The 24848-nt window shown below is 58.6% G+C and carries 19 protein-coding genes and 1 pseudogene; 11 read left to right on the top strand and 9 right to left on the bottom strand.

The window, feature by feature from the left end:
- Window positions 1-65: 65 nt before the first annotated feature.
- From ACA058_RS25595 to ACA058_RS25585, 3 genes are all read right to left on the bottom strand, one after another.
- A complete protein-coding gene (locus ACA058_RS25595) occupies window positions 66-2117 on the bottom strand; it encodes a putative bifunctional diguanylate cyclase/phosphodiesterase (protein WP_497636460.1) in 2052 nt (683 codons plus the stop codon).
- A 316-nt stretch (window positions 2118-2433) separates the two neighbouring features.
- Complete coding sequence (locus tag ACA058_RS25590) at window positions 2434-4842, bottom strand: glucose/quinate/shikimate family membrane-bound PQQ-dependent dehydrogenase (protein WP_497636459.1); 2409 nt, start codon at window positions 4840-4842, stop codon at window positions 2434-2436.
- A 211-nt stretch (window positions 4843-5053) separates the two neighbouring features.
- On the bottom strand, window positions 5054-6436 hold the full coding sequence (locus ACA058_RS25585; protein ID WP_497636458.1) for a carbohydrate porin: 1383 nt from the start codon (window positions 6434-6436) through the stop codon (window positions 5054-5056).
- 289 nt (window positions 6437-6725) lie between these two features.
- On the opposite strand from ACA058_RS25585, the gene ACA058_RS25580 reads away from it, so the two are divergent.
- Both ACA058_RS25580 and ACA058_RS25575 read left to right on the top strand, forming a co-directional pair.
- Window positions 6726-6956 (top strand): VF530 family protein, encoded by a 231-nt coding sequence (locus ACA058_RS25580; protein WP_497636457.1) that lies wholly within the window; start codon window positions 6726-6728, stop codon window positions 6954-6956.
- Between the two features lie 2 nt (window positions 6957-6958).
- On the top strand, window positions 6959-7594 hold the full coding sequence (locus ACA058_RS25575) for a Pr6Pr family membrane protein (RefSeq protein ID WP_497636456.1): 636 nt from the start codon (window positions 6959-6961) through the stop codon (window positions 7592-7594).
- 163 nt (window positions 7595-7757) lie between these two features.
- Here ACA058_RS25575 and ACA058_RS25570 read toward each other — a convergent pair whose 3' ends face one another.
- Together ACA058_RS25570 and ACA058_RS25565 are read right to left on the bottom strand one after the other, a co-directional pair.
- On the bottom strand, window positions 7758-8549 hold the full coding sequence (locus tag ACA058_RS25570) for a siderophore-interacting protein (protein WP_497636455.1): 792 nt from the start codon (window positions 8547-8549) through the stop codon (window positions 7758-7760).
- The gene (locus ACA058_RS25565) at window positions 8546-9121 is read right to left on the bottom strand and encodes a PadR family transcriptional regulator (RefSeq protein ID WP_497636454.1); all 576 of its coding nucleotides are present in this window, start codon (window positions 9119-9121) and stop codon (window positions 8546-8548) included. The genes ACA058_RS25570 and ACA058_RS25565 overlap by 4 nt, the downstream gene beginning before the upstream one ends.
- Window positions 9122-9608: 487 nt before the next feature.
- Between ACA058_RS25565 and ACA058_RS25560 the strand changes: the two genes are divergently transcribed.
- From ACA058_RS25560 to ACA058_RS25525, 8 genes and pseudogenes are all read left to right on the top strand, one after another.
- Window positions 9609-10097 (top strand): CS1 type fimbrial major subunit, encoded by a 489-nt coding sequence (locus ACA058_RS25560; protein ID WP_497636453.1) that lies wholly within the window; start codon window positions 9609-9611, stop codon window positions 10095-10097.
- A 109-nt stretch (window positions 10098-10206) separates the two neighbouring features.
- Complete coding sequence (locus ACA058_RS25555) at window positions 10207-10569, top strand: hypothetical protein (RefSeq protein WP_497636452.1); 363 nt, start codon at window positions 10207-10209, stop codon at window positions 10567-10569.
- Window positions 10497-11642 (top strand): annotated as a pseudogene (locus tag ACA058_RS25550) (CS1-pili formation C-terminal domain-containing protein); the annotation flags it as partial. The gene ACA058_RS25555 and the pseudogene ACA058_RS25550, both read left to right, overlap by 73 nt.
- Before the next feature lie 5 nt (window positions 11643-11647).
- Complete coding sequence (locus ACA058_RS25545; RefSeq protein WP_497636450.1) at window positions 11648-12922, top strand: hypothetical protein; 1275 nt, start codon at window positions 11648-11650, stop codon at window positions 12920-12922.
- 41 nt (window positions 12923-12963) lie between these two features.
- Entirely contained in the window at window positions 12964-13704 is a 741-nt protein-coding gene (locus ACA058_RS25540; RefSeq protein ID WP_497636449.1) for a molecular chaperone, read from the top strand.
- Between the two features lie 15 nt (window positions 13705-13719).
- Complete coding sequence (locus ACA058_RS25535; RefSeq protein ID WP_497636448.1) at window positions 13720-14220, top strand: CS1 type fimbrial major subunit; 501 nt, start codon at window positions 13720-13722, stop codon at window positions 14218-14220.
- Window positions 14214-15473, top strand: coding sequence for a hypothetical protein (locus ACA058_RS25530; protein ID WP_497636447.1), 1260 nt, complete (start codon window positions 14214-14216; stop codon window positions 15471-15473). Before ACA058_RS25535 ends, ACA058_RS25530 begins: the two co-directional genes overlap by 7 nt.
- A gap of 155 nt (window positions 15474-15628) precedes the next feature.
- The gene (locus ACA058_RS25525; protein ID WP_497636446.1) at window positions 15629-16879 is read left to right on the top strand and encodes a hypothetical protein; all 1251 of its coding nucleotides are present in this window, start codon (window positions 15629-15631) and stop codon (window positions 16877-16879) included.
- 7 nt (window positions 16880-16886) lie between these two features.
- On the opposite strand, the gene ACA058_RS25520 is transcribed toward ACA058_RS25525, so the two are convergent.
- The 3 genes from ACA058_RS25520 to ACA058_RS25510 all read right to left on the bottom strand — a co-directional run bounded on the left by ACA058_RS25520 (window position 16887) and on the right by ACA058_RS25510 (window position 21456).
- Window positions 16887-20009: a transglycosylase domain-containing protein gene (locus ACA058_RS25520; protein ID WP_497636445.1), complete on the bottom strand. Its 3123-nt coding sequence runs from the start codon at window positions 20007-20009 to the stop codon at window positions 16887-16889.
- Window positions 20010-20277: 268 nt separating this feature from the next.
- Window positions 20278-20736, bottom strand: coding sequence for an REP-associated tyrosine transposase (locus tag ACA058_RS25515; protein WP_497636444.1), 459 nt, complete (start codon window positions 20734-20736; stop codon window positions 20278-20280).
- Between the two features lie 261 nt (window positions 20737-20997).
- Entirely contained in the window at window positions 20998-21456 is a 459-nt protein-coding gene (locus tag ACA058_RS25510; protein WP_497636443.1) for an REP-associated tyrosine transposase, read from the bottom strand.
- 537 nt (window positions 21457-21993) lie between these two features.
- On the opposite strand from ACA058_RS25510, the gene ACA058_RS25505 reads away from it, so the two are divergent.
- Window positions 21994-23415, top strand: coding sequence for an amino acid permease (locus ACA058_RS25505; RefSeq protein ID WP_497636442.1), 1422 nt, complete (start codon window positions 21994-21996; stop codon window positions 23413-23415).
- A gap of 90 nt (window positions 23416-23505) precedes the next feature.
- Here ACA058_RS25505 and ACA058_RS25500 read toward each other — a convergent pair whose 3' ends face one another.
- The gene (locus ACA058_RS25500) at window positions 23506-24666 is read right to left on the bottom strand and encodes an OpgC family protein (RefSeq protein WP_497636441.1); all 1161 of its coding nucleotides are present in this window, start codon (window positions 24664-24666) and stop codon (window positions 23506-23508) included.
- Between the last annotated feature and the right edge of the window lie 182 nt (window positions 24667-24848).

The following is a 24848-nucleotide window of genomic DNA, read 5'->3' as shown; positions in this document are numbered from 1 at the left end:
CCGCAGCGCTCTCAGGTTCATCGCGAGCAGGCTCGCTCCCACAGGGTGAAACCAAGCCGCGATTCTTACAAAATAGCCGCGTTACTGCGCTGGGCCTGCTTCAGATAAACCACCAGCTCCCGGGCCGGCAGCGGTTTGCTGTAGAAGTAGCCCTGACCCTCGTGGCAGCCTTCGGAGATGATGTAGGCCTCCTGCTCCAAGGTTTCCACGCCTTCGGCAATCACCTGCATGCCCAGGCTCTTGCCCAATTGAATGATGGCGCGAACGATGGTTGCGTCGTCATCGTCATCGAGCAGGTCCTGTACGAAACTCTTGTCGATCTTGATCTTGTCCAGCGGCAGGCTTTTCAGATAACTCAGTGACGAATAACCCGTACCGAAGTCGTCGATCGCGATCAGCGCACCGGAGCGGCGCAGGCTGAGCAAATGCTGTGCGGCGGTGCTGATGTCTTCCATCAGGCCGGTTTCGGTGACTTCCAGCTCCAGGCTGCGCGGGGGCAGGCGATACATCTGCATCAGGTTGTTGACCACCCGTGGCAACTCGGCGTGGTGCAACTGCACGGTGGAAAGATTCACTGCCATGCGCATGTCGCTGAAGCCCTGGTCGTGCCAGTCGCGCAACTGTTTGCAGGCCTGGTCCAGCACCCATTCACCGATGGCAATGATGGTGCCGTTCTTCTCGGCCAGGGGAATGAACAAGTCTGGCGGCACCAGGCCGTGTTTGGGATGCTGCCAGCGGATCAACGCTTCGACGCCGACCACCCGGTGATCGCGATAGCTGATCTGCGGTTGGTAGACCAGGAGGAACTGGTCGCGGGTCAGTGCCTCGCGCAGGTCTTTTTCCAGCTCGCGACGGCGACGCATTTCGGTGTCGACGCTGGCGATATAGAACTGATAGCGGTTGCGCGAGCGAGTCTTGGCCAGGGTCATGGTCTGCTCGGCTTTTTGCAGCAACTTCTCGGTACTGTCGCCATCCTCAGGGAACAGGGTAATGCCGATGGTGGCGCGCAGGCGGATCTGCTGATGATCCAGGGCAAACGCCGCTTCCAGGTCATCGAGAATGCTTTGGGCCAGTTCGGCGGCTTCGTAGGGTTGTTCGATATCGGCCTGGACCAGGGCGAACTGGTCGCCACCCAGGCGGGCGAGGGCGCCAAGGCGTCCGCTGTGCGCGCGCAGGCGATCGGCCAGGGCCAGCAGCAACTGGTCGCCGGTCTGGTAGCTGAACTGTTCGTTGATGCCCTTGAAGTCATCGAGCCCGACACACAACACCGCAACCCGGCGTTGCAGCTTGCCGGCATCGACGAGGATCCTGTCCAGCTGCGTTTGCAATTGCTGGCGGTTCGGCAGGCCGGTGAGAAAATCGTACTGGGCCATGCGCAACAGGCTGTTTTCCGCTTCGTGGCGCAGGTGGGTGTTGCGCTCGATGGATTCGAGCAACTGGTTGGCGGTGTTGATCCACAGCCCCAGTTCGTTCTTCTCGTGGCCCTTGAGCAATGGAATCTTGTGCTCGCTGGGGCGGTCGGGATTGATTTCGGTCAGGTGCTCGATGATTCGCGACAGGGGTTTGGTCAACAGCCAGTGATAGACCAGATACAGCACCAGCCCCATCGCCAGGGCACGCAATACCCCGGAAATGAAGATGATCACCGAACTGACGATAAAGCCCTTGCCGTAGGTGGCGGTGTCGAGGGTGATGCTCAAGTCGCCGTAATACTCGCTGTAAGGGCCGCGTCCCACCAACTGGGTGGTGAAGGTGCGTTCCTTGCCGAGGATCAGGTCGGTCAGCCAGCGACTGCTGGAGTGCTGCAACTCACGTGATTTTTGCGCCAGCATGGCTTCGTTGGGATGGCCTATGGACGCCTGACGCACGGCATCATCCTGAAACAGGCCTTCGATCACCTGCATGCCCATTTCCCGGTCCAGGCTGTAGACGGCCTGGGTCGAGGGGTCGCGGAACATGTCGAGGATGCGTTCGGCATCGCCGGCGACGGCCTGGCGTGTTTTATAGGCATCGAAAACGATCTGCGCGCAGCTCAAGACTACGCCGACGATCAATGCCGACAGGAGCACGACCCGGAGCAACTTCACCGACAAGCTGTTCTTGAGTTCCAGCTTCAAAGGGTAATTCCTTGTTCCGTGCGGGTAGCATCAAGTTGCCATGAGTATTGGCAATCCCGTGATGGCAGTCAAAGGGACAATCCACCCTGCGGGATTTTGCCTGCAGCTTGGCCGATTTGCTGTTGTCTGGGGCAATTGCCCGATGAGTACTGTGTCGGTAGTCGAGTCCTTCAACTTGAGGGGAATTGGGACAAAATTTCCTTTTGTTTGATGTTAGACGGCTGTGGCGTTGAGGCAAGGTGCCGGACGGGTCGTTCGCCCACAAAAAAGGCGACCCCCTTGCAAGAGTCGCCTTGGAGTTAACTACGGTTGTCGCTTATTCCGACAGTTTGTAGGCAATCACATAGTCACCCTGTTGGGTGCCCAGCGAACCGTGACCGCCAGCCACGACCAGCACGTATTGCTTGCCATCCTTGCCGGTGTAGGTCATCGGCGTGGTTTGCGCGCCCGCCGGCAGGCGACCTTCCCACAGTTGCTTGCCGTTTTTCACGTCGTAGGCACGCAGGTACTGGTCGAGGGTGCCGCTGAGGAAACCGACGCCACCGGCGGTGGTGAAGGTGCCGCCCAGGCTCGGGACGCCCATGCTCAGGGGGATCGGAACCGGCGAGCTGTCGCGCACGGTACCGTTCTTGTGCATCCAGATTTTTTCATGGGTGGTCAGGTCGATCGCGGCCACGTAGCCCCACGCTGGCGCCTGGCACGGCAGGCCCATTGGCGACAGCAAGGCTTCGAGCACCACGCCGTACGGCGCGCCCTTGTTTGGCTGCACGCCTTCGGTTTCGCTTTTGCGCGGGCCTTGGGCGGCGATTTCGGCGGCCGGGATCATTTTCGATTTGAACGCCATGTAGCTCGGGTTCACGAATGCAATCTGACGCACCGGGTCAACCGAGATACCGCCCCAATCGAACACACCGAAATTGCCCGGGTACACGATCGAACCCTGCAGCGATGGCGGGGTGAACGGGCCGTCGTAGCGCATGGATTTGAAGTCGATCCGGCAGATCAGTTGGTCGAACGGCGTGACGCCCCACATGTCGCGCTCTTGCAGCGGCGGCGGCATCAGGTTCAGGTCGGACTTCGGTTGCGTCGGCGAGGTGTGGTCGCCTTCCACCGCGCCTTGCGGCACCGGCACTTCGTTGATCGGCACGATGGCCTGGCCGGTGCTGCGGTCCAGCACGTAGATGCTGCCTTGCTTGGTCGACGCCAGGACAGCCTGTTTCACGCCGTCAGCGGTTTTCAGGTCCATCAGGGTCGGCTGGCCGCCGACGTCCATGTCCCACAGGTCATGGTGAGTGAACTGGAAGTGCCAGCGCACTTTACCGCTGGCGATGTCCAGGGCGGTCAGGCCGGCGGCGTGCAGTTCCGATTCGGGGGTACGCGCGCCGCCGAACTGGTCCGGGGTCTGGTTGCCCATCGGCAAGTACAGCATGCCGAGTTTTTCATCGACCGCGAACATGGACCACATGTTTGGCGAGTTGCGGGTGTAGGTCTTGCCATCGGCAATCGGCGTCGTATCGTCCGGGTTGCCGCTGTCCCAGTTCCACACCAGTTTGCCGGTGTGCACGTCGAACGCGCGGATCACGCCGCTTGGCTCGTCGGTGGAGACGTTGTCGGTGACATGACCGCCAATCACCACCAGGTCCTTGGTGACCGCAGGTGGCGAGGTGGAGTAGTAACCGCCGGCCGTGAAGCCTCCGATGTTGGCGCGCAGGTCGACCTGGCCCTTGTCGCCGAAGTCTTCGCACATCTTGCCGGTGTCGGCGTTCAGCGCGATCAGGCGCGTGTCGGCGGTCGGCAGGAAGATCCGGCGCGGGCAAGCGTTGGCGACGGGGGCGCTGGCGCTGCCGGTCGGGCTCTGCTCGGAGGCATAGACGGCGTCATCGTGATAGGTCACGCCACGGCAGGTCATGTGCGCCCAACCCTTGAAGTTCGCCGCATTCTGTGTCGAGAGCTTCGGATCGAAACGCCAGATTTCCTTGCCGGTGTCCGGGTCCAGCGCGATCACCTGGCTGTGCGGCGTGCACACGTAGAGCATGCCGTTGACTTTCAGCGGGGTGTTTTCGGCGGTGGTTTCACCCGGGTCGTTCGGCCCTGGCAGGTCACCGGTGCGGTAGGTCCAGGCCGGTACCAGTTTGTTGACGTTCTGCGGGGTGATCTGCGCCAGCGGCGAGTAACGGTCACCATGGGCGCTGCGGCCGTAGGAGTTCCAGTCGCCGTCGGGCATGGCCGGGGCGGTGTTGGTCATGCCCGGTACGCTGTCGCGGTCCAGTTGACCCTTGATTTCATCCGGGTGGGTGAACTGGCTGGCCAGGGCCGTTGCGCCCGCGATCACCACGGCCACGCTCAGGGCGCCGGTGCCCACGGGGGCAGCGCCATCACGCAGTAGCGGACGACGGAACCACGGCAGCAACATGACCAGGCCCAGCGCGAACAGCATCGCCAGACGCGGCACCAGTTGCCACCAGTCGAGGCCGACTTCCCACAGTGCCCAAACGGTGCTGGCGAACAGCACCAGTGCGTACAGGCCCAGCGCGGGACGGCGCGCGGCGATCAGCAGGATGCCGGTCAGCGCCAGGCCGATACCGGCCAGCAGGTAGTACAGCGAGCCGCCGAGCATGCTCAGCTTGATCCCGCCGGCCAGCATGGCCAGGCCCATTAGCAGAAGCAGTATGCCGAGCAGGGTCGGCAATAGACGGCTTCGACTCAAAGCACCCTCAGTGCTCATAGTGTGGTTCTCCGTGACGTTTCAAGTGGTCCCGCGCAGGGTCACTGTAGATGACGATACTGCGTGGGCGTGGTTCAGCTGTTTGTGTTTGGGCGCTGCACCCTGTAGGAGCAATGCTTGCTCGCGATTGCGGTCTGTCGGCTGCATCTGCGGCAATTGACACTCCGTCATCGCGAGCAAGCTTTGCTCCTACAAGGGTTTGTGGTGTTGGTTAGAAGGACGACTGGATCTTGATCCCGCCAATCAGCGCGTCATCGACCTCGTTCACGCCACCGGGGTGGCGGATGTATTGCAGGTTCGGGCGCACGGTCAGCCAGTTCGTGACGTGCACGCCGTAATAGAGTTCGGCGCTGTATTCGGTATCCTGCGGCGGCAGGAAAGCCGGGTTGTCGTAGTCAAAGACAGCCTTGGCCTGATTGCTCGCCTGGGCATTCTTGCGATACGCCGGGTTGACGTGCACGCGGGCCATGGCAAAGCCGATGTCATCCCTGGCGCGGGCATCGAACAGGCCTTTGTAGACGATGCCGGCCTGGACGTAGTTGTCGATGGCGTTGGTTTTCTTGTCGTGCATCGTGCCGTTGGCGAACAGGCTCAGGCCACGGGAATGGTCGCTGGCGCTGCTGGTGACTTGCTGCTGAAGGCCGAGCCACACACCGTGCTTGCTCGAAGCGCTGCGGTAAGCCTCGCCACTCAGGGCGGCAGGCTGGCCGTTGCTGTCGTTGTAGACATCGGTGGCGTCGGCGTTGCTGTAGTAATAGCCGGCACGGTATTCACCTGGCAGACCGTTGAGCTTTGGCGTCCACACCAGCTCCACCGGCAGGATTGCCCCTTGGGTGCCGCTGCCGCTGAGCTTGAAGCCGTTGTCGCGATCGAGGTTGGAGGGGTTTTGCTCATACGCCCCGACCTGCGCGTACAACTCGGGTGTCAAGTGATACTTGACCCGCATCGCCCACTGGCTGACGGGCCAGTTGTACCAGATATCGCCCACCCAGTTGCCGACCTGGGAACCGCAGAACGCCAGGTTCTGGAAGTCGCAGGGAAAACTGTTGAAGTCTTCACCTTCGCCGAAACGCCCGACCTTGATGTCGAGTTTCTGGTCGAAGAATTTCTGCTGGTACCACATCTGCGTCAGGCGCGTGGTCTGGCCACGGCCCCAGACTTCCTGCGCCGAGGTGAATCCACCGACTCGCGGGTCGTTAAGCCGGTCGTTGCTGATGTTGTTGCCGCTGCGTTTGGTGATGGTGAGCTGAAACTCGGCGTCGTTCCAGCCGAGGATTTTCTGCAGGTCCAGGTGAGTGCCGAAACCGAACTGATCGCTGTAGCGAGCGGTGCGATCGTGGTCGTAGCCGCCATGCAGATTGCTGCCCATTTCGCCGGTGTAGTCGATTGTGAAATCGTAGCCCTTTGCCGACAGTTCACCGCGGGTGCCGTTCCAGTCACCGAGCATCCACGGTGAGTCGCTATCGAAGGCTGGCGCCGCCTGGGTGCCGGTGGCGAGGCTCAAAGCGCTAAGCCCGGCGAACAGGCCCAAGGCTTTTCGGCGAGCGACAGACGTAAAGACAGCGCTGTCTTTCGATAATTGTAAATCAGGCATAGGGAAGAATTTCTTGATCTTTTTCTGGGGAATGAACGTGAACAGCAGACGCAAAGCGGATGGCAGAAGCGTTTCAGCCAGGGTGGGCGTAAGGATAATGTTCTGTTACAAATAGAGAAAGGGCTTTTACAGACATGCATCCTTTCAAATTTGGTAACAGTCCTGCAGGCGCTGCGATCTTTTCCGTTTCACCTACATTTAATCCAGAGCACACAGATCGCTTCCCCCGAGCGAAGCCCTCGGCTAAGGTGCGCGCCTTCTGCATTTTCACTTCGCCCAAAGGCCTGGCATGAACGAACACAACCCCGATCCGCTGCACGGCGTGACCCTGGAACAGATCCTCAATGCGCTGGTGACCCATTACCAATGGTCGGGGTTGGCCGAGCGCATCGATATCCGTTGCTTCAAGAGCGATCCGAGCATCAAGTCGAGCCTGACGTTCCTGCGCAAGACCCCATGGGCACGGGAGAAGGTCGAGCGCCTGTACGTGAAACTGATGCGCACCAAGCGCCCCGTCTGAACATGGTTACCCGGTCTGCCGCGAGGCGTCGTTTTGTAGCCGTGGCGGCGGTTCTCGGTTGGGCGGGATTGAGCATTCAGCTGTACCTGATTTTTTACTCGCGCTGGACACTGCAAGCCAGTCTGCTCGGCGGGTTGGTCAGCTTTTTCAGCTACTTCACCGTGCTGAGCAACACGCTGGTAGCGACAGTTTTCACGTGTGAACTGACGTCTCGAGAGTCGGCGGCGCGACGGTGGTTTTTGCACCCGTCGGTGAGCAGCGGCATTGCCGTGAGCATCGCCGTGGTGGGCCTGGCGTACAGCCTGCTGTTGCGCCATCTCTGGCATCCCGAAGGCTGGCAATGGCTGGCCGATGAACTGATGCATGACGTCATGCCGCTGCTGTTTGTGGCGTATTGGTGGTTCTGTGTGCCGAAAGGCACCTTGCGTCTGCGGCACATCGCGCTGTGGCTGATTTACCCGTTGCTGTACTTCGCTTACGCACTGCTTCGCGGGCACCTGTTGGCGGCTTATCCCTATCCGTTCGTTGATGTCGACAAGCTGGGTTATCCACAGGTGTTTGTGAATGCCGGCGGATTATTGGTGGGGTTTGTGGTGATTGCTTTGCTGTTGATGGGCCTGGATCGTCGGCGGCGGTGACCACTGTCATTTCTGGAGCTACCAGTTGCTCTTGGATGTACCCGATTTACTGTGGGAGCGAGCCTGCTCGCGATGAGCCTGAGATCACCGTGGGGTGTCAGGTGCCCAGCGTCATCGTTGACGACCATCGCGAGCAGGCTCGCTCCTACAGTTCATACCTCGTTTATTCCTCGTCGCTTTCGTCCAGCCGCCAGTAGCCGACGGCTTTGACCAACTGCTCGTTCAAGCCATGTTCGTCGAGCAAGACCCGGCGAACCTGTCGCGACACTTTGCTCTCCGTGGCCACCCATGCGTACAGATTGCCCTTGGGCACCTGCAGTTGTTTCACGGTGGTCAACAGGTTGGCCTTGCCGCCCTCACGCAATACCCAGATCACGTTGACCTGCGCGGCGCTTTCCAGCACCTGCTGTTCGGCGCCGTTTTCGACCTCGATCACCACCAGCGCCTTGCGATTGGCCGCCAGGCCTTCGAGGCGTCGGGCGATGGCGGGCAGGGCGGTCTCGTCGCCGATCAGCAGGTAGCTGTCGAAGATATCCGGCACGATCATCGATCCCCGAGGCCCGCCGATGTGCAGGAACTGCCCGGGTTGGGCTTGTTCGGCCCAAGTCGAGGCAGGGCCGTCGCCGTGCAGCACGAAATCGATATCCAGCTCCAGGGATTCCAGGTCGTAGCGGCGCGGGGTGTAGTCGCGCATGGCCGGCATTGGGCCGTTGTCTTTGCCGGCGCCGAGCACCAGGGTTTGCAGCGCCGCCTGTTCCGCCGCGTTCTGCGGGAACAGCAGTTTGATGTGGTCGTCCGTGCCGAGGCTGACGAAGCCGGCCAGCTCAGGGCCGCCCAGAGTAATGCGGCGCATGCGCGGGGTCAGGTCGACGACTCGCAAGACTTCAAGTCGACGCCGTTTGATCTCATGCACGACACGGTGAATGGTTTGGGAAGGCACGATAACGTCAGTCATTCGGCTGGCTCCTGAGCAGATTGAACGGCAGGGCCGTCGACAATGGCTTTGGCGGTGTTGTTGAGCAGAGTGGCGACGCGCTGGATTTCTTCCGGACTCCAGCGGCCGTGGTGCAGTTGCAAGGCATGGCGCAGGTTATGCACCGCCTCGTGGATTTCCGGCGGACGATCATGACCGCGCAGCGAGCGTTTGCTGACATCGATGCGTACCCGCACGCCTTCCAGAGCAATGGCCTGTTCGCTCAGGGACAGGCGGCCGGCGTCGGTCACGCTGTAGCGTTTTTTCCCGCCTTCGGCATCGCCCTGGATCATTTCGCTTTCTTCCAGAAAAGTCAGGGTGGGGTAGATCACGCCGGGGCTGGGGCTGTAGGCGCCGTCGAACATGCCTTCGATCTGGCGGATCAGGTCGTAGCCGTGGCAGGGCTGTTCGGCGATCAGCGCCAGCAGCAGCAATTTCAGGTCGCCGGGGGCGAATACCCGTGGTCCGCGACCGCCACGTTCGCGGCCGGGGCGTTTTTCGAAGCCGTCGCGACCGTCGCCGTGTTCGCGGTGCGGGGAATGATGGTCTCTCATTTTTTCCTTCTCCTGTCGTGTCTAGATACAACGTAAGATATATCTTATGGTGCATGCAAGCTTTATTGACCGACGGTCGGGAGACCAGCTTCCCACCGGTCCGATGGGACAAGGGAGTGCTGGCTATTTAGAGTAATTAAACTAATTATCAGGCTGTATTTATTGCTGGTAGTTAGTTTCTGGATAAGTAGTATGGGTCTTACAGAAGTTGTTTGTGTTTTTGTCTGTATGTTTTTTCAGATAAAACTGTGTGTAGGATACAGCTGATGGATAAATGTCGTAGTTTGCTGATTTAGTTACTTTTTCTACAGGTGTGCGGGTCACTTTTACTACATGTTTCGTAGAGATTTCGTACTTACTTTCTTAGGACTTTGGTCGATCATTATCCCCGTCGAAAGTTGAGCCGAAACGCCATCACTTTGGTTGTTGGCACGGATCATTAAAACTTTCCACGGACCAATCCTTTGAAAAAAACAGGTACTCAACAATGTTCAAGAAGTTTGCAATCGCCGTCCCGATGACCCTCCTGGCCCTCAGCACTTCGGTGGCGTTCGCTGCGGAAGAAACGCGCACCTCCATCAACATCAGCGCCACCATTCCTACCCAGGTCTTCCATGCCCAACCGGTCAATCCTGATTTCGGCAAGGATGAAATAATGGCCTACAACCTGGCGGCCGGTACCCTGAACCCGCTGCGTGCTGCTTACGATGTTCGACACACCAATGGTTCGGTCGGCGCTTATGTGGAAGGCGGGCCGCAACCCCTGTTCAACGGTAGCAACAACATCGATCTGACCTATACCTTCAACGGCGTCACCTTGACCGGCGCTTCTCAGGAAGTGGTTGGCGATACCGAGTCCAACGGGGGCATGCGGGCTGATCTGGTGATTGCCGCGGCCAAGCCCACTGCCACTCAAACGGGCCTGTACACGGCTAACCCGGTCGTGGTCTTCGATGCCATCCCGCGTATCCCATAAGACAGCCCTGACTTAAGGCTCGGCCTTATTCGTTAACACTTACCGGTCGATGGGTAATCACTGCCTGTCGATCGGGTTTTAACGCACTTATCTTCAGAGTATTTCGTTCATGTTCCCGATGACTTCCATCGCGACGGCGCTTGCCCTTTTTTTCTGCGCAACGGCTTTGGCCGCGCCAGCGGATAACGCTAATACGCCTCGAAGTTTGCTGGCGCAGGCCAAGGGTCTGCCCAGCGAGTTCGAAGAGCATTTTTTTGATGTGCCCTTGGCAGTGCGCGTGGAGCTTGACCAACAATTTCTCGGTGAGGCGATGGTGGTGTTAACACGCGACGATCGCATCACCCTCGTTGACTTCGCTGATGTCAGCGACAGTACGATCAAACCCGGTGAGCGCGACACCTGCCCGACGGCACGCGAGTGCGCCAGCGCAATGTGTTTGTCGGTCAGACCAGTAACTCGTCGCTTTCGGTGAATCATCGAATCACCAGCAAAAGCTCGGTCAATGCCAGGGTCTCCCACAGCGAAGGCAACACCGAAGGCACGGGCGTGGATCTGGGCTGGACCCAACGCACCCGACTGTTTGGCAGTGACGCCAACTGGCGGCTGTCATTGTTCGACCGACCCGGCAGCTTCAGTTCCGGTGACGACCGCAATCGTGGCATCGACTTGAGCGTCAACATTGCCCTGGGCGGCCCGGGTGAGCAGATCTCCGGCAGCATTGGCACTCGCACAGCCCGAGACGGCGGTCGGGATAACAACGCCTCGGTCACCTACCGCAAAGACCTGCAGGATCATCTGCTGCAAAGCGTCTCGGCCACTGCCATCACCGACACCTACGGCGTCGGCTTGAATGCCATGGCAACGATGCAGACGGACCTGGTCCACGGCGACGGATTCATCCAGCGTTCGTCTTACAACAATGACCTCACAGGCGGACTCAACCTGGACAGCACCGTGGCGGTGGGCGGCCAGAAGATGGTCATGACCAGCCAATACAGCCGCAACGGTGCCGGCATGATCATCGATGTGGAATCCGACATCGACGGCATCGCCCTGCGCGCCGATGATTTGAGCGGCGGCAGCGCGGTCCTCAGGCCGGGGCGCAATTTCGTGCCGATCACCGCCTACAAAAGCAGCACCGTGAGCTTCGATTTCGAGGGCAATCATGTGCCCGCCGCGACCATCCAGCCGGCGCGCTCCAGTTATCACTTGAACAAGGGTGGCGTGGGTTATCGCAAGGTGCAGGTGATGAAAACCCTCACCGTGCTCGGTCGTCTTGTCGACCCGCAGGGCAACCCACTCAAGGGCCATCACATTATCAACCACGCCAGCCGGGGGGTGAGTGAAGTGGACGGCTTCTTCTCCATGGAAATGAACGCCGGTTCACCGACCCTGGAGGTGCGTCGCGGCAGCCAGTTGTTGTGCCAGTTCCGCCTCGATCCGAGCCTTGGGCGCACGGAAAACAACGTGTTGATGATCGGCGATCTGCGCTGCACGCCGGACACCCTGGCCGATGCAACATCCATAGCTGCAAGTGCGGGTTAGTGAGCATGAAGAATGAAATGAGTGTGATAGGTCTACTAAAAAAAATCTCCAATGTCGTGATGTTGTCTGGAGTAATGGTGTCGGCGGGTGAAGCGGCGGTCATGGAGATAGAAGCGAAATTCAGTCCCGATCCAGCAAACCCGCTTGTTAATAAATTTATCAATACAACGAAATTCACCGGTTTCTGTACACAGACGGGCCGGTGCGAGCAGCTCGGGTTATCCAGTTTCAGGACTCCCATTACATTCACGGCAAGCAAACCGATACTGGCCCGGGCGAATCCCCGCGAAGCAGCAATGTTCCGCATTCCGGCGCAGTGGCGAACACTGACCGTCACTAAAGTAGGAGGCGCAAGCGTCACTGAAACGGCGGAAGTGAAAGTCCGTATGCCCGGTTTCGCGGTTCGCTATCGTCTTAGCCATGATGCGAGAGAGTTGGTAGGACGCCCAGATGCAGGTGACTTTGATGCTCACAGCCTTTTATGGCAAGGCGGGCTGTGGTCGGACGCTCCTTGGCCATGCCGGTGGGCAATAATGGCACATGGAAATAAGAGAGAGTTTGAAACTTTCTGGCACACTCCGGCCGGGAGCGCTTGTCATAAAACACCCAACTACACTATTCCGGGTTTTGACTATATATTTTTTGACTTTGCTTACCAGCTTGAAACCCCTGAGCCTTTAAAGTTGTCGCAAGGCACTTACACGGGAAGTATTCAGTACACCGTCGGCCCGGGCAAGGATCTTGATATGGGTGATGTCATGTTGCCTAGTGAAGACACCCTCACTCTAAACTTTACCCTTACCGTTGAACACATGCTAAAGGTTGAAATTCCCCCCGGTGGCAATCGTGTGGAGTTAGTCCCGCAGGGTGGCTGGCAATCCTGGTTGCAGCAAGGCCGAAAACCAACACGCTTGTTCAAGGACCAGACGTTCAATATCTCGGCCAGCTCGCGTTTTAAAATGCAGCTGGAGTGCCAATACACTCAGGATGGCAATACCTGCTCTTTGCAAGAGCCGGTTTCCGGTGACTTTGTGCCGTTGAACGTCAGCGTCAGTCTACCCAATGGCTTGACCGATGCAAGTGGGCAGCCGGTCACCCGTCGAACATTACTTCGCAATGGTAGTGGTTCCGAGTTGTTTCAACCCGGTTTTTATGTGGAGCGAAGGCCAGGGACGCTGCACTTCGAAATCCCCCAAAGCGAAGTGGCTGAAATTATCCGTCCTGGCCAATCTCGACATTATTCCGGGAATGTAACGGTTATCTGGGATTCAGAAGTCTAGTGGTTTGCAATATTCGAGTTTATTAAATGAGGTACAGGAATATGAAGCGCCTGTTGGCATTGTTTGGTTTTTGTTTGTGCACCCAGACCGTTCACGCCGGACCGAACATCAATATCGGCACCGTTTACGATTATCTGGACGGCGATAAAAGTACCTACCTGAAACGTGTATTCAATGGCGGCGACAGCACGGCGTTCGTCAAGGTCAACATTCTGGAAATCCTTTACGACGCCGATGGCAAGTCGCAGGAAGTCCCGCTTAAAACCAATGCCGACGGCAACTCCCGCGACGGCTTGATGGCCAGCCCGGCGCGGCTGATTGTGCCGGCCAATGGCATGCAGGGTACGCGACTGCTTTACATGGGCGAACGGGACCGCGAGCGTTATTTCCGCGTGCGTTTCGTGCCGGTGGTGCCCGAGAAGGAAGACGAGTTCGCCGTCTCGAGCGAAGAGCGTGAGGACTACAAGAAAAGCCTCTCCGCCGGGGTCAACGTATTGGCCGGTTACGGCGCGGTGTTTTTCGTACGGCCCAAGCAGGCACGCTTTGACAGCGCGATTGAAAACGTCGCGGGTAGCTACCGTATTCGCAACAACGGCAACACCGTGGTGGTGATCGACGAGTTCATGGATTGTTCAGCTAAAAACGAGCAGGACTGCCAGCCGACGACCAAGCATCACATCCTCGCGGGCCGGACGTTTCAGTTCGAGAAACAGACCGGTCGCGAGTACCGCTTCACTCTGGTTGAAGGTGACAGCAGCGAAAAACTCAACGTAAAGGGTTAATCCCGGGGAATGGCTATGTTCAAAAATCTGACCCTCGTGCTTGTCTCGGCCATTGCCCTGTGGACTTGTGCGTCGGTGTTTGCAGCTCGGGAGACACATCGTTTCGATGTCTTCGTGACGATCCCGACCCTGGCGTTCTACGTCATTCCCGCAGACCCCGGCTGGATTCATCGGGAACAGCAACTGCCGTGGAACCTGACCACGTCGACCCTGGGCGGTCTGCGCAAATACTTCGACGTGAAGAACGAAGCCGGCTCGATCGAAGCCAGGCTTGAAGGCCGGCCGTATCTGTCCAACGGCACCGATGCCCACGACATTGGCTTGCGCGTGCTGTTCAACGGCCAATTGCTGAGCGAGCGCGAAAACAGCGAAGTGGTGTCCTTGACCGACGCAGCCTCCGGCAAACGGGTGTTGCTGGAAATCATCCCGATGCCACCCGCGGACGGGGTGTACAAGCCCGGCAGTTACTTTGGCAGCGTCAATATGATCTTTAATGCGGTCTTGCCGAAATGGTGAATGTATTGCGCGCACGAGTCGTCCGGATACTGAGTGGCGGTACTGCCGGCGTGTCGTACGCGATATTTGCACTGTCGGCGCAAGCGGCAGTGGTGGATATCGAGGCTCTTTTCAAGCCTGACCCGAGCAAGCCGCAACAGAATGCATTCGTCAATCAGACGCCGTCCGAAGGGTTCTGTCGCCAGGTTCCGGCGGCATGCGAGCCCCATGGGTTGTTCAGTCTGGGCGCGCCGATTTCATTCAAGGCCAACGCGCCGATCCTGGCCAATCACACGGACCCTCGCCAAGGCGGCATGGCTCGGGTGCCCTCGGAGTGGAGAGACGTGCGCGTGATTCATGAGTCGGGTGATTCGAAAGTGCTTTCCATCCGTATTGGAGGTATTGGTCATGAGGCCGGGCTCCCGCGTGCCGTAAACGAATTAACCAATGGAGGATGGTGGGACGACTTGTGGGAAGGTGGTGGGTGGGTCTACGCACCCGCGCCTTGCGTAGGCGTAGGTCGACACACTTCCGGTTTTCATGGTTACAACAGTTTCTGGATGGTTCCGGTGGGCGCTGGCGTGTGCAGCAAGAAGGCAAGGTTCGAAATCCCGTTGTCCTTCAGTTATCAGTACTTTGTATTTGCCTATGAGCTACGCACCCCCGATCCGTTGAACATGCAGTCGGGTAAATACACCGGCTCCATCACTTACACAGTCGGCCCTCATCAGGATTTCGACATGGGCGATGTGATGATTCCGGCTGACAATCAACTGACCCTCAATTTCACCCTGGATGTGCAGCACACACTCAAGGTGGAAATTCCCCCCGGCGGCAATCGCGTCGAATTGGTGCCACAGGGCGGTTGGCAATCGTGGCTGACTCAGGGGCGCAGACCGACGCGGCTGTTTCGTGATCAGACCTTCAACATCTCGTCGTCGAGTCGTTTCAAGATGAACCTGGAATGCCAATATTCCCAGGACGGTCAAAGCTGCGCCGTACAAGATCCCGTGTCCACGCATACCGTACCGTTGAATGTCAGCGTGAGCTTGCCCCATGGCTTGACCGACGCGACCGAACAGCCCGTCAGTCGCCGGCCACTGCGGCGTGACGGTAGTGGCACTGAGTTGTTCCAGCCGGGTTTCTATGTCGATCGCAAACCCGGGACGCTGCACTTCGAGATCGCCCAAAGCGAAGTCGCCGAGATGATTCGCCCAGGACTACAGCGACAGTACTCGGGAGGTGTGACGGTTATCTGGGACTCAGATCTTTAGTTCGTCGCGGCATTGCTGATCGTGCCGGTGGTGCCTGCAAAAGAAGAGGAGTTCGCTGTCTCCCAGCGAAGAACGCGAGTACTACAGGAAGCCCCTCTGCGCCGGGGTCAACGTGTTAGCCAGGTGCTTGATTCCGACTTTACGAGGCTAAAGGGATGAACCGTTTTCAGGTGTTTAAACGATGTGCGGGTGCGGGTTTTTTTTTGTCGATGTGGTTGTCATCGGCCTGGTCTGAGGAGATGTCGATCCAGGCCTCCTTCAAGCCGGACTCGGCGAACCCGCAGCGCAATAAATTCAACAACGATACACCGCCCAGTGGGTATTGCGCCGCTTTCCCTCAGCAATGTATTGACAACGAAATGTTCAGCCTGCAAGTGCCGATTCGGTTCGACTCCAGTGCACCGATTCTGGCCAATCATCCATCTGAACGTCAGGGCGCCATGTTCAAAGTCCCGGCGCAATGGCGGGACCTGACGGTTTTTCATGAGAGCACCGGTGAAAGTGAAATGCTCAAAGTCCGGATCGCCGGACTCGGTTCGAGGTATGTGACCGAAGACATCATGAAATTGGTCGGCCCTACTGATACTTATCGGGATGCGCATTGGAAGCTGTGGGACGGCACATGGGTTAACACACCGCTGCCCTGCACCTACAGCGGCGTGGGGAGTATCTGGTCAAACGCCTACGGGTTTTTCTGGAAGACGCCCACGGATGGGGTGTGCTCAAGGCAGGCGAAGTTTGATATCCCGTGGCTGCGTTACGAGTACCTCGACTTTGCCTATGAACTGGTCACCCCCAACCCACTGGGCATGTCCTCAGGAAAGTACTCCGGAAAACTGACCTACACCCTGGGTCCCGGGATGGACTTCGACATGGGCGACATCATGCAGCCCAGTAGTTCGACCCTGGGATTGAACTTCGTTCTGGATGTTCAGCACACGCTAAAAGTCGATATACCGCCGGGCGGCAATCGCATTGAACTGATACCCCAGGGCGGCTGGCAATCGTGGCTGACGCAGGGGCGAAAACCGACGCGACTTTTCCGCGACCAGACCTTCAATATATCCGCCAGTTCGCGTTTCAAAATGCAGATGGAGTGCCAGTATGTCCAGGGCAATACCTGTTCGCTGAGTGAACCGCTGTCCGGTCATTTCGTGCCACTGAACGTCAGCGTGAGCCTGCCCCATGGCCTGACGGACGCTGGCGGCCAGGCCGTCAATCGCCAGCCACTGCGGCTGGACGGTAGTGGCACGCAGTTGTTCCAGCCAGGGATTTATGTGGATCGCACACCGGGAACGCTGCACTTCGAAATCCCGGCGAGTGAAGTCGCCGAGATGATTCGCCCAGGACTTCAGCGACAGTATTCGGGAAGCGTGACCGTCGTCTGGGATTCGGAAGTCGGGTGAGCCGGGATCAGCGCCGTGCCACCTCAACCGGCAGGCACTGCGTGTCGCTCCCCGGTTGCAGATACGGCGTGAGAATCGGTGCCATTCCCTTGAGCACTTGCACCGGTAACGCTGAGGTGAACTTGAAGGCTTCGGCCGTGCGTCCCGGCACGAACGCGGTCAGGGTGCCGAAATGGGTGTCGCCGATGAAGAACACAAAGGTCGCCGTGCGGTTGATCGACTTCGAACTCAGAATTCGACCACCCGAACCGATGGCTTCGATGCGGTTGTCGCCGGTGCCGGTCTTGCCGCCCATGGCCAACGGCTTGCCATCCGGCGTGATGAAACTGCCGGAAACCCGCTTGGCCGTACCGGCATCCACTACTTGCGACAAGGCTTCGCGCATGGCCGTGGCGACCTCGGACGGCATCACCCGTTTGCCGACGTCCGGGTCATTGATCAGTTTGGTTTCATAGGGTGTGTTCGCCGCGAAGTGCAGGCTGTCGATACGCAGCGTCGGCATGCGCACACCGTCGTTGAGGATGGTGCCGATCAGCTCGGCCAGGGCTGCCGGGCGGTCGCCGGAGCTGCCGATGGCGGTGGCCAGCGACGGCACCAGGTGATCGAACGGATAGCCGACGCTCTGCCAGCGCTGGTGAATGTCGAGGAAGGCTTCGATCTCCAGGATGGTGCGAATCCGGTTGTCACGGGCGCCCTTGTGACGGCTTTTAAACAGCCAGCTGTAGACTTCCTGGCGCTCGAACTGGCTGGCTTTGACAATGTCTTTGAACGTGGCGTCCGGGTGGGTTAGCAAGTAGCCCACCATCCACAGGTCCAGCGGGTGGACCTTGGCGATGAAGCCCTGGTCGGGCAAGTCGTAGGTGCCGGGTCCATAGGCGAGGTACAGGCGTTCGAGGCGCTCGTCGGTGAGTTTCTCTTTGTCGGTGAGCTTTTCGCCTGTGAGGTGCGAACGCACAAAGGTGTTGAAGCTTTGCTGGCTGGCCTGCGGCAACAGGTAACGGTGCACGGCGGCCAGGCGGATCGGTGTCGGGCGCATGCTGTCGAGGAAGGTCTCGAGCCGCGCCTGGGTGTCCTTGTTGCGGTATTTTTTCCAGAACTTGAGCAGGAACGACGTGCCTTCGCGGTCGGCGAACGAAGCCAGGTATTCCTGACGGCGAGGGTCGCGGTCATCCTTGAGCAATTCGGCCCTGTTGTTGGTGCCGGAATACGTGGTGTAGCGCACCAGGTCGCGCATCAGGCGAATGAATGGCAGGTTGATCGACTCGCGCAGGGCATCGCGCAGGGTCGGGTTGCGACCGTTGTCTTCCTTGCGAAAGTTATTGAACGTATGCAAGCCGCCACCGGTGAAAAACGCTTCGCCGGGGCTGGCCGAGTACTTGCGATCCAGCGCGGCGCCGAGCATGGGTTGCAGGCTGTGGTCTTTGTTCTCTATCAGGTAATCGACCACCCAGCGACTCAGGCGATCCTGATCCGGCACCTCGACTTTCTTCAGTTCCGGGACGGCCATCTCGGCATATTTGTCGTGCAACTCGGCAATGATTTGCAGGTAAGTGGTCAGCACGCGCATTTTTGCGGTGGAGCCCAGTTCCAGTTTGCTGCCTTCATTGATATCGAATGGTTGATCGGTGCTGTCGGTTTGGACCCGCACCCGAGAGCCATCCGGTGTCAGCTCGAACAACGTGAAGCTGTAGCGCACCTGGGTGGTGCTGGTGGGGGTCAGCAAGCGTTCGCCCATCAGGCCGATTTCCGCCGCATAGGCCGGGTCGGCCAGGCGTTTGAGGTAGGCGGTGGCCTGGGTTTGCAACTCGCCTTGCAAGGTGCTGGTGGCCGAAAGGTCGAGCCGGTCGAGATCGTACAGCGGACGATTGAGCAACCCGGCCAAGCGGCTGCGCGCCACGCTGATGCCCTTGTTGGTTTCGATCGGTTGAATGGTCGGTTGGGTCGCCCAGTCGCGATACGTCACTTTGCTGGCCAATGCCGCGGCGGCAAAGGGCGCATCGATCACGCCATTTTGTGCCAGCAAGCGGATGTGGCTGTCGGTGAGGTCGGCCAGTTCATCGTGGCCCTTGGTCAGGTAATGGGAAGGGCGGCGCTGGGCAATCATCAAGGACAGCATCTCGCGCAGGGCCAGGCCTTTTTCCGCCAGGGTTTTTTCATCCGTGGCGTCGCTCGCCAGGGTTTCGTTGGCCTTGTTGAAGTCGGCGCCGTACCACACGCGCAAACCCTCAGCCATGCCATGCACCTCACCGTGGCCCGGCACCGCCGACAGCGGCACGCTATTGAGGTAGTCGCGCACCACGTTCTGCCGAGCCTTGAGCGTTTGCGGCCCATCCTGATAGGCGCGCACGGTGGCGGAAATCATCTGGCGAATTTTTTCCCCGCCCGACACGGTCAACCCATCCGGTGAGTGCCGATACTTCTCGAGTTGCGTTGCCAGGGTACTGCCGCCCGCCGATTGACCGGGCAGGTGCAGCATCTTGGCGACCTGGGTATACGCCGCCATGCCGAATCGCGGCCAGTCCACGGCCGGGTTGGCGAGGGGCTGGCGAGGGTCGAGCAAAAAGCGGTTTTCGATGAACAGCAAGCTATTGACCACCACCGGCGGGATCGCCTCAAAGCTGGAATAGAGCTGTTGCGGATACTTGTACTGGTACACGGGGTTTGCGCGGCAATCGGTGATTGACAATCCTGCCTGGATTTTCTCCGCATAGGGCACGAACAGGCCCTTGGCCGTGTAGTCCATCAGTGCCGGGGAAAACCGGATCTGGGCGGAAATGACGTAATCACGCTTGAGCAGGCGCGGCAGGAATTCATCCAGCGAGCTGTAACCCAGACGCAGGTCGAATGGGCCAGCGCCAGGGTAGTGAATCGCGTCGCTGGGACCGGGTTTGAGTTCATAGCTCAGGGTTTTCGCGAACTTGCTGACTTCCCGGGCTTGAAACCTCGACGTGCGCATCTCCTTGGACGCCGCCAGGCCCAGGACAATCGCAATGATCACCAGCAGCAACCAGAACGCTTTCCAGCCGTGCTTGACGCGGCTGCGAGGAGGTTTTTCAGGTATTGGCGCTTCATCCACAGGTTCAGTCTGGACCACGGTTGTACTCGAATCGGATTGCTGTAAAGCGCCCATAGTCGATTGATCCATTCACGCAGATTGATCGGACTTGTCTGAAGCTTAGTCGGTGGTTGGCGTTGGTGAAAAAATTGTGAAGTCCCAATCATCGTGGATCCACTTTGATCTGTGGCGAGGGGATTTATCTGTGGTGAGGGGATTTATCCCCGTTGGGCGGCGCAGCCGCCCCCTGCGTCCATTCAGACCGACTGAGCTGTCAGGATTTACGACTGCTTCGCAGCCGCACGGGGATAAATCCCCTCGCCACAGTAAATCCTGTTTGGCATTACAGCCAACAGGCATCCCAAAGCGGGTAGTCACCAATTTTCTCTACAATTCCTGCTCGCAATGGGTTGGCGACGATATAACGTGCGAACGGCAAGAGATCTTCACCGTCGCGGATAGCCCGGTCGTGATAGCCGGTTTGCCAGAGTGGGCCACACCGACCAATCATTTTGTTCACTGCTTGGGTGCTGCGTGCTTTGGTAGCGCCGATAACGTTCCCCAGGTTGCTGTCATGCAACTGCATCAGCCAATGAAAGTGATCGGGCATAACAACCCAGGCAATTGAGCTCACTAGCCCCGAGTCCTGAGCTCGACGAAGTTCCGCAACAAGCAAGCGCCCTAAACGCCAATCAGAAAAGATGGGCTGGCGCTTGTGGATGACTGTGGTGATGAGATAGGCGCGACCGTTTTCGGAATGCCGGCCGAAGCGCAGGCGATGTGAATTCGGATGAGTAGGCAATCCATTGCTTCCTTAGCGTGATTGTCGGGTGACGCTATCAGGCTAGGTGCCGACAGCCATTTCGGGTCCTCAATTGTTGAGTGAAAATTCTGATTGTGACGAAGGACTGGTGAGTGCGGCTTTGTGGCGAGGGGATTTATCCCCGTCCGGCTGCGAAGCAGTCGTAAATCCTGACAGCTCAGTCAGTCTGAATGGACGCAGGGGGCCGCTTCGCGACCCAACGGGGATAAATCCCCTCGCCACAGTAAATCCTGTTCGGCATTACAGCCAACAGGCATCCCAAAGCGGGTAGTCACCGATTTTCTCTACAATTCCTGCTCGCAATGGGTTGGCGACGATATAACGTGCGAACGGCAAGAGATCTTCACCATCGCGGATAGCCTGGTCGTGATAGCCGGTTTGCCAGAGTGGGCCACGCCGACCAATCATTTTGTTCACAGCTTGGGTGCTGCGTGCTTTGGTAGCGCCGATAACGTTCCCCAGGTTGCTGTCATGCAACTGCATCAGCCAATGAAAGTGATCGGGCATAACAACCCAGGCAATTGAGCTCACTAGCCCCGAGTCCTGAGCTCGACGAAGTTCCGCAACAAGCAAGCGCCCTAAACGCCAATCAGAAAAGATGGGCTGGCGCTTGTGGATGACTGTGGTGATGAGATAGGCGCGACCGTTTTCGGAATGCCGGCCGAAGCGCAGGCGATGTGAATTCGGATGAGTAGGCAATCCATTGCTTCCTTAGCGTGATTGTCGGGTGACGCTATCAGGCTAGGTGCCGACAGCCATTTCGGGTCCTCAATTGTTGAGTGAATATTCTGATTGTGACGAAGGACTGGTGAGTGCGGCTTTGTGGCGAGGGGATTTATCCCCGTCCGGCTGCGAAGCAGTCGTAAATCCTGACAGCTCAGTCAGTCTGAATGGACGCAGGGGGCCGCTTCGCGACCCAACGGGGATAAATCCCCTCGCCACAACAGTGCTGTTACCAAATACCGTGCGCTTCAAAAAGCGAAATATCCTACAAGGCTCAGATAATTCATCTCCGTAGATGGGGGTTTTGCCGAGATTTACTCCTGATTTTTGTGGTTTATAGAGTGAAAATCTCTATCATCTGCTTTTTATACTACCCCCCCGCTGATCTCGCAGGTTTTGGCCTGCAAGACGGTTCTGCCCACGAAGCAGGGTCGGTCAAGGGAGGCGATGGCTTATCGGTCAACGCTTCGCCATTCGGTGGATATATCCAATAACAAGACGAGGTTGTACCCCATGCCCGTAGGCAATCACCTGCCCCACGGCGAGACCGCCCAGGGCGGCCCGCTCAAACGTGAACTCGGCGAACGACATATTCGCTTGATGGCACTCGGTGCCTGTATCGGCGTCGGTCTGTTTCTCGGTTCGGCCAAAGCCATTGAAATGGCTGGCCCGGCCATCATGCTGTCCTACATCATCGGTGGCCTGGCAATCCTGGTGATCATGCGTGCGCTCGGCGAGATGGCCGTGCACAACCCGGTCGCCGGCTCGTTCAGCCGTTACGCCCAAGACTACCTCGGCCCGCTGGCGGGCTTCCTGACCGGTTGGAACTATTGGTTCCTGTGGCTGGTGACCTGTGTCGCGGAAATCACTGCCGTGGCGGTGTACATGGGCGTGTGGTTCCCCGATGTGCCGCGCTGGATCTGGGCGCTGGCGGCATTGCTCAGCATGGGTTCGATCAACCTGATTGCGGTGAAAGCCTTCGGTGAATTCGAATTCTGGTTCGCCCTGATCAAGATCGTCACCATCATTGCCATGGTGCTCGGTGGTATTGGCATCATTGCATTCGGTTTCGGCAATGACGGTGTGGCGCTGGGGATTTCCAATCTCTGGACCCACGGCGGCTTCATGCCAAATGGTGTTCAGGGCGTATTGATGTCTTTGCAAATGGTCATGTTCGCCTACCTCGGCGTGGAGATGATCGGCCTGACCGCCGGTGAAGCGAAGAACCCGCAGAAGACCATTCCCAGCGCAATCGGCTCGGTATTCTGGCGGATCCTGCTGTTCTACGTCGGCGCGCTGTTCGTGATTCTGTCGATCTACCCGTGGAACGAAATCGGCACCCAGGGCAGCCCGTTCGTGATGACCTTTGAGCGTCTGGGCATCAAGACCGCCGCCGGCATCATCAATTTCGTGGTGATCACTGCCGCGCTGTCGTCCTGCAACGGCGGCATCTTCAGCACCGGGCGCATGCTCTACAGCCTGGCGCAGAACGGCCAGGCCCCGGCCGGTTTCGCCAAGACCTCCAGCAATGGCGTGCCGCGTCGCGCCTTGCTGCTGTCGATTGGCGCCCTGCTGCTGGGCGTACTGCTCAACTACCTGGTGCCTGAGAAGGTGTTTGTCTGGGTGACGGCGATTGCCACCTTCGGCGCGATCTGGACCTGGGTGATGATCCTGCTGGCCCAGCTCAAATTCCGCAAAGGGCTGAGCGCCAGCGAGCGTGCGGGCCTGAAATACCGCATGTGGCTGTACCCGATCAGCTCTTACCTGGCGCTGGCGTTCCTGGTGCTGGTGGTCGGCCTGATGGCGTATTTCCCGGATACCCGCGTGGCGCTGTATGTCGGCCCGGCGTTCCTGGTGCTGCTGACGGTGTTGTTCTATGTATTCAAGCTGCAACCGACCAATGCGACGCAAGGTGCGGTGCGTTCGGCCTCGTAAGTCGTAACGCCCGAAATGCAAAAGCCCCGATCGAAATGATCGGGGCTTTTTGGGTTTTCAAGATCAAAAGATCGCAGCCTCCGGCAGCTCCTACAGGGGAATGCGGTCCGTTTCTGTAGGAGCTGCCGAAGGCTGCGATCTTTTGACTGTCTGATTCAGCCGTTTGTTGAACTCCAGCCAGACCGCCAGCAACGCCATCAATCCAGCCCCCACCAAAGCAGTGAAGATCTGCATGGCGAACGCATCGTCCGTCAGCGCATTGAGCATGTCCGCCAAGGGCGCCAGCAGCACGCCCAGGCAGAAAATCTCCAGGGAAAAACGCCCCATGCGACAGCTTTGCTGAGCCAGCCAATTTTTTGTCCAGCCGGTATCGGGAAGCAGTTTCGCGGTGACGTAGGCCAGCGCCAGGAAGTGCAGCAGGCGCACAGGCGACAGGTTGGTCTTGCTGATCGGGTACAGCAGATTGCTCAGGCTGGTGGGCATCAGGGCGTCGTGGATCTGTGGCCAGCGCCAGGCGATAGTCAACACCCCGGCGAGTACTGCATAGACCGCCGCCGTCATGAACAACGGCTGGCGCACCAGCGGCCGGGTGTCGGGCAAACGTGGGCGTTGAGCATGAATCGCCGCCGCGCCGCCGAGGACAAACAGCAGTTGCCAGGCCACGGGGTTGAAGTACCAGACGCCATCCTTGATCGCGGCCAGGTTCCAGCCAAACAACGGCACGGTCAGGTACAGCGCAAAGGACACCGCCACCACCGGCCAGACCTTGCGCACCAGAATCGGCAGCACCAGCGGCAAGCCCGCCAGCAGCACGATGTACAGCGGCAGCGGGTCCATCAGGTTCGGTTTGAAACGCAACAGCAGCTCATCGATCAAGGCCTGCTGAGGGTCGCTGATGAAGTGGTGCATGCCCATTTCTTCCACCAGATCGCGGGTTTCCACGTGGCTGTTGGCGAAGAACACAATGCCCATCAACATCGCCAGCAGGAAGATGTGCACCACATAGAGCACCCAGGCGCGGCGCAGGATTTTCACACAGGCGATCAGCAAGCCTTCCCGTGCAAGCACTTTGCCGTAGGCCAGGACGGCCGCATAACCGGCCAGGAACACGAAGACTTCGGCGGCATCGCTGAAGCCGAAGTTGCGCAGGGTGATTTGACCCAAAGGGTTGTGGGGCACGTGATCCCAGAAAATGAAGATCAGTGCCAGACCGCGAAAAAAATCGATCCGGTGATCGCGCGCTAGCGTCATGACGGCAGGCTCGTAAACAGGTATTGAACAAAGGATTAGACGAAGGCGCAAAAACTTGCGCGCCACATATTGGCGGCGCGCAGGGTGGACTGATTCGCCGGCAATTGCAAAAGCGGGATATTTCGGAATGTCTCCTGGCGTGATCGCAGATCCTTACCGCTGGTCTGAAAGCTTGCCATTCC

It is taken from the genome of Pseudomonas sp. LBUM1649, from assembly GCF_059716155.1.
This window is presented reverse-complemented; position numbering and strand designations above follow the sequence as displayed.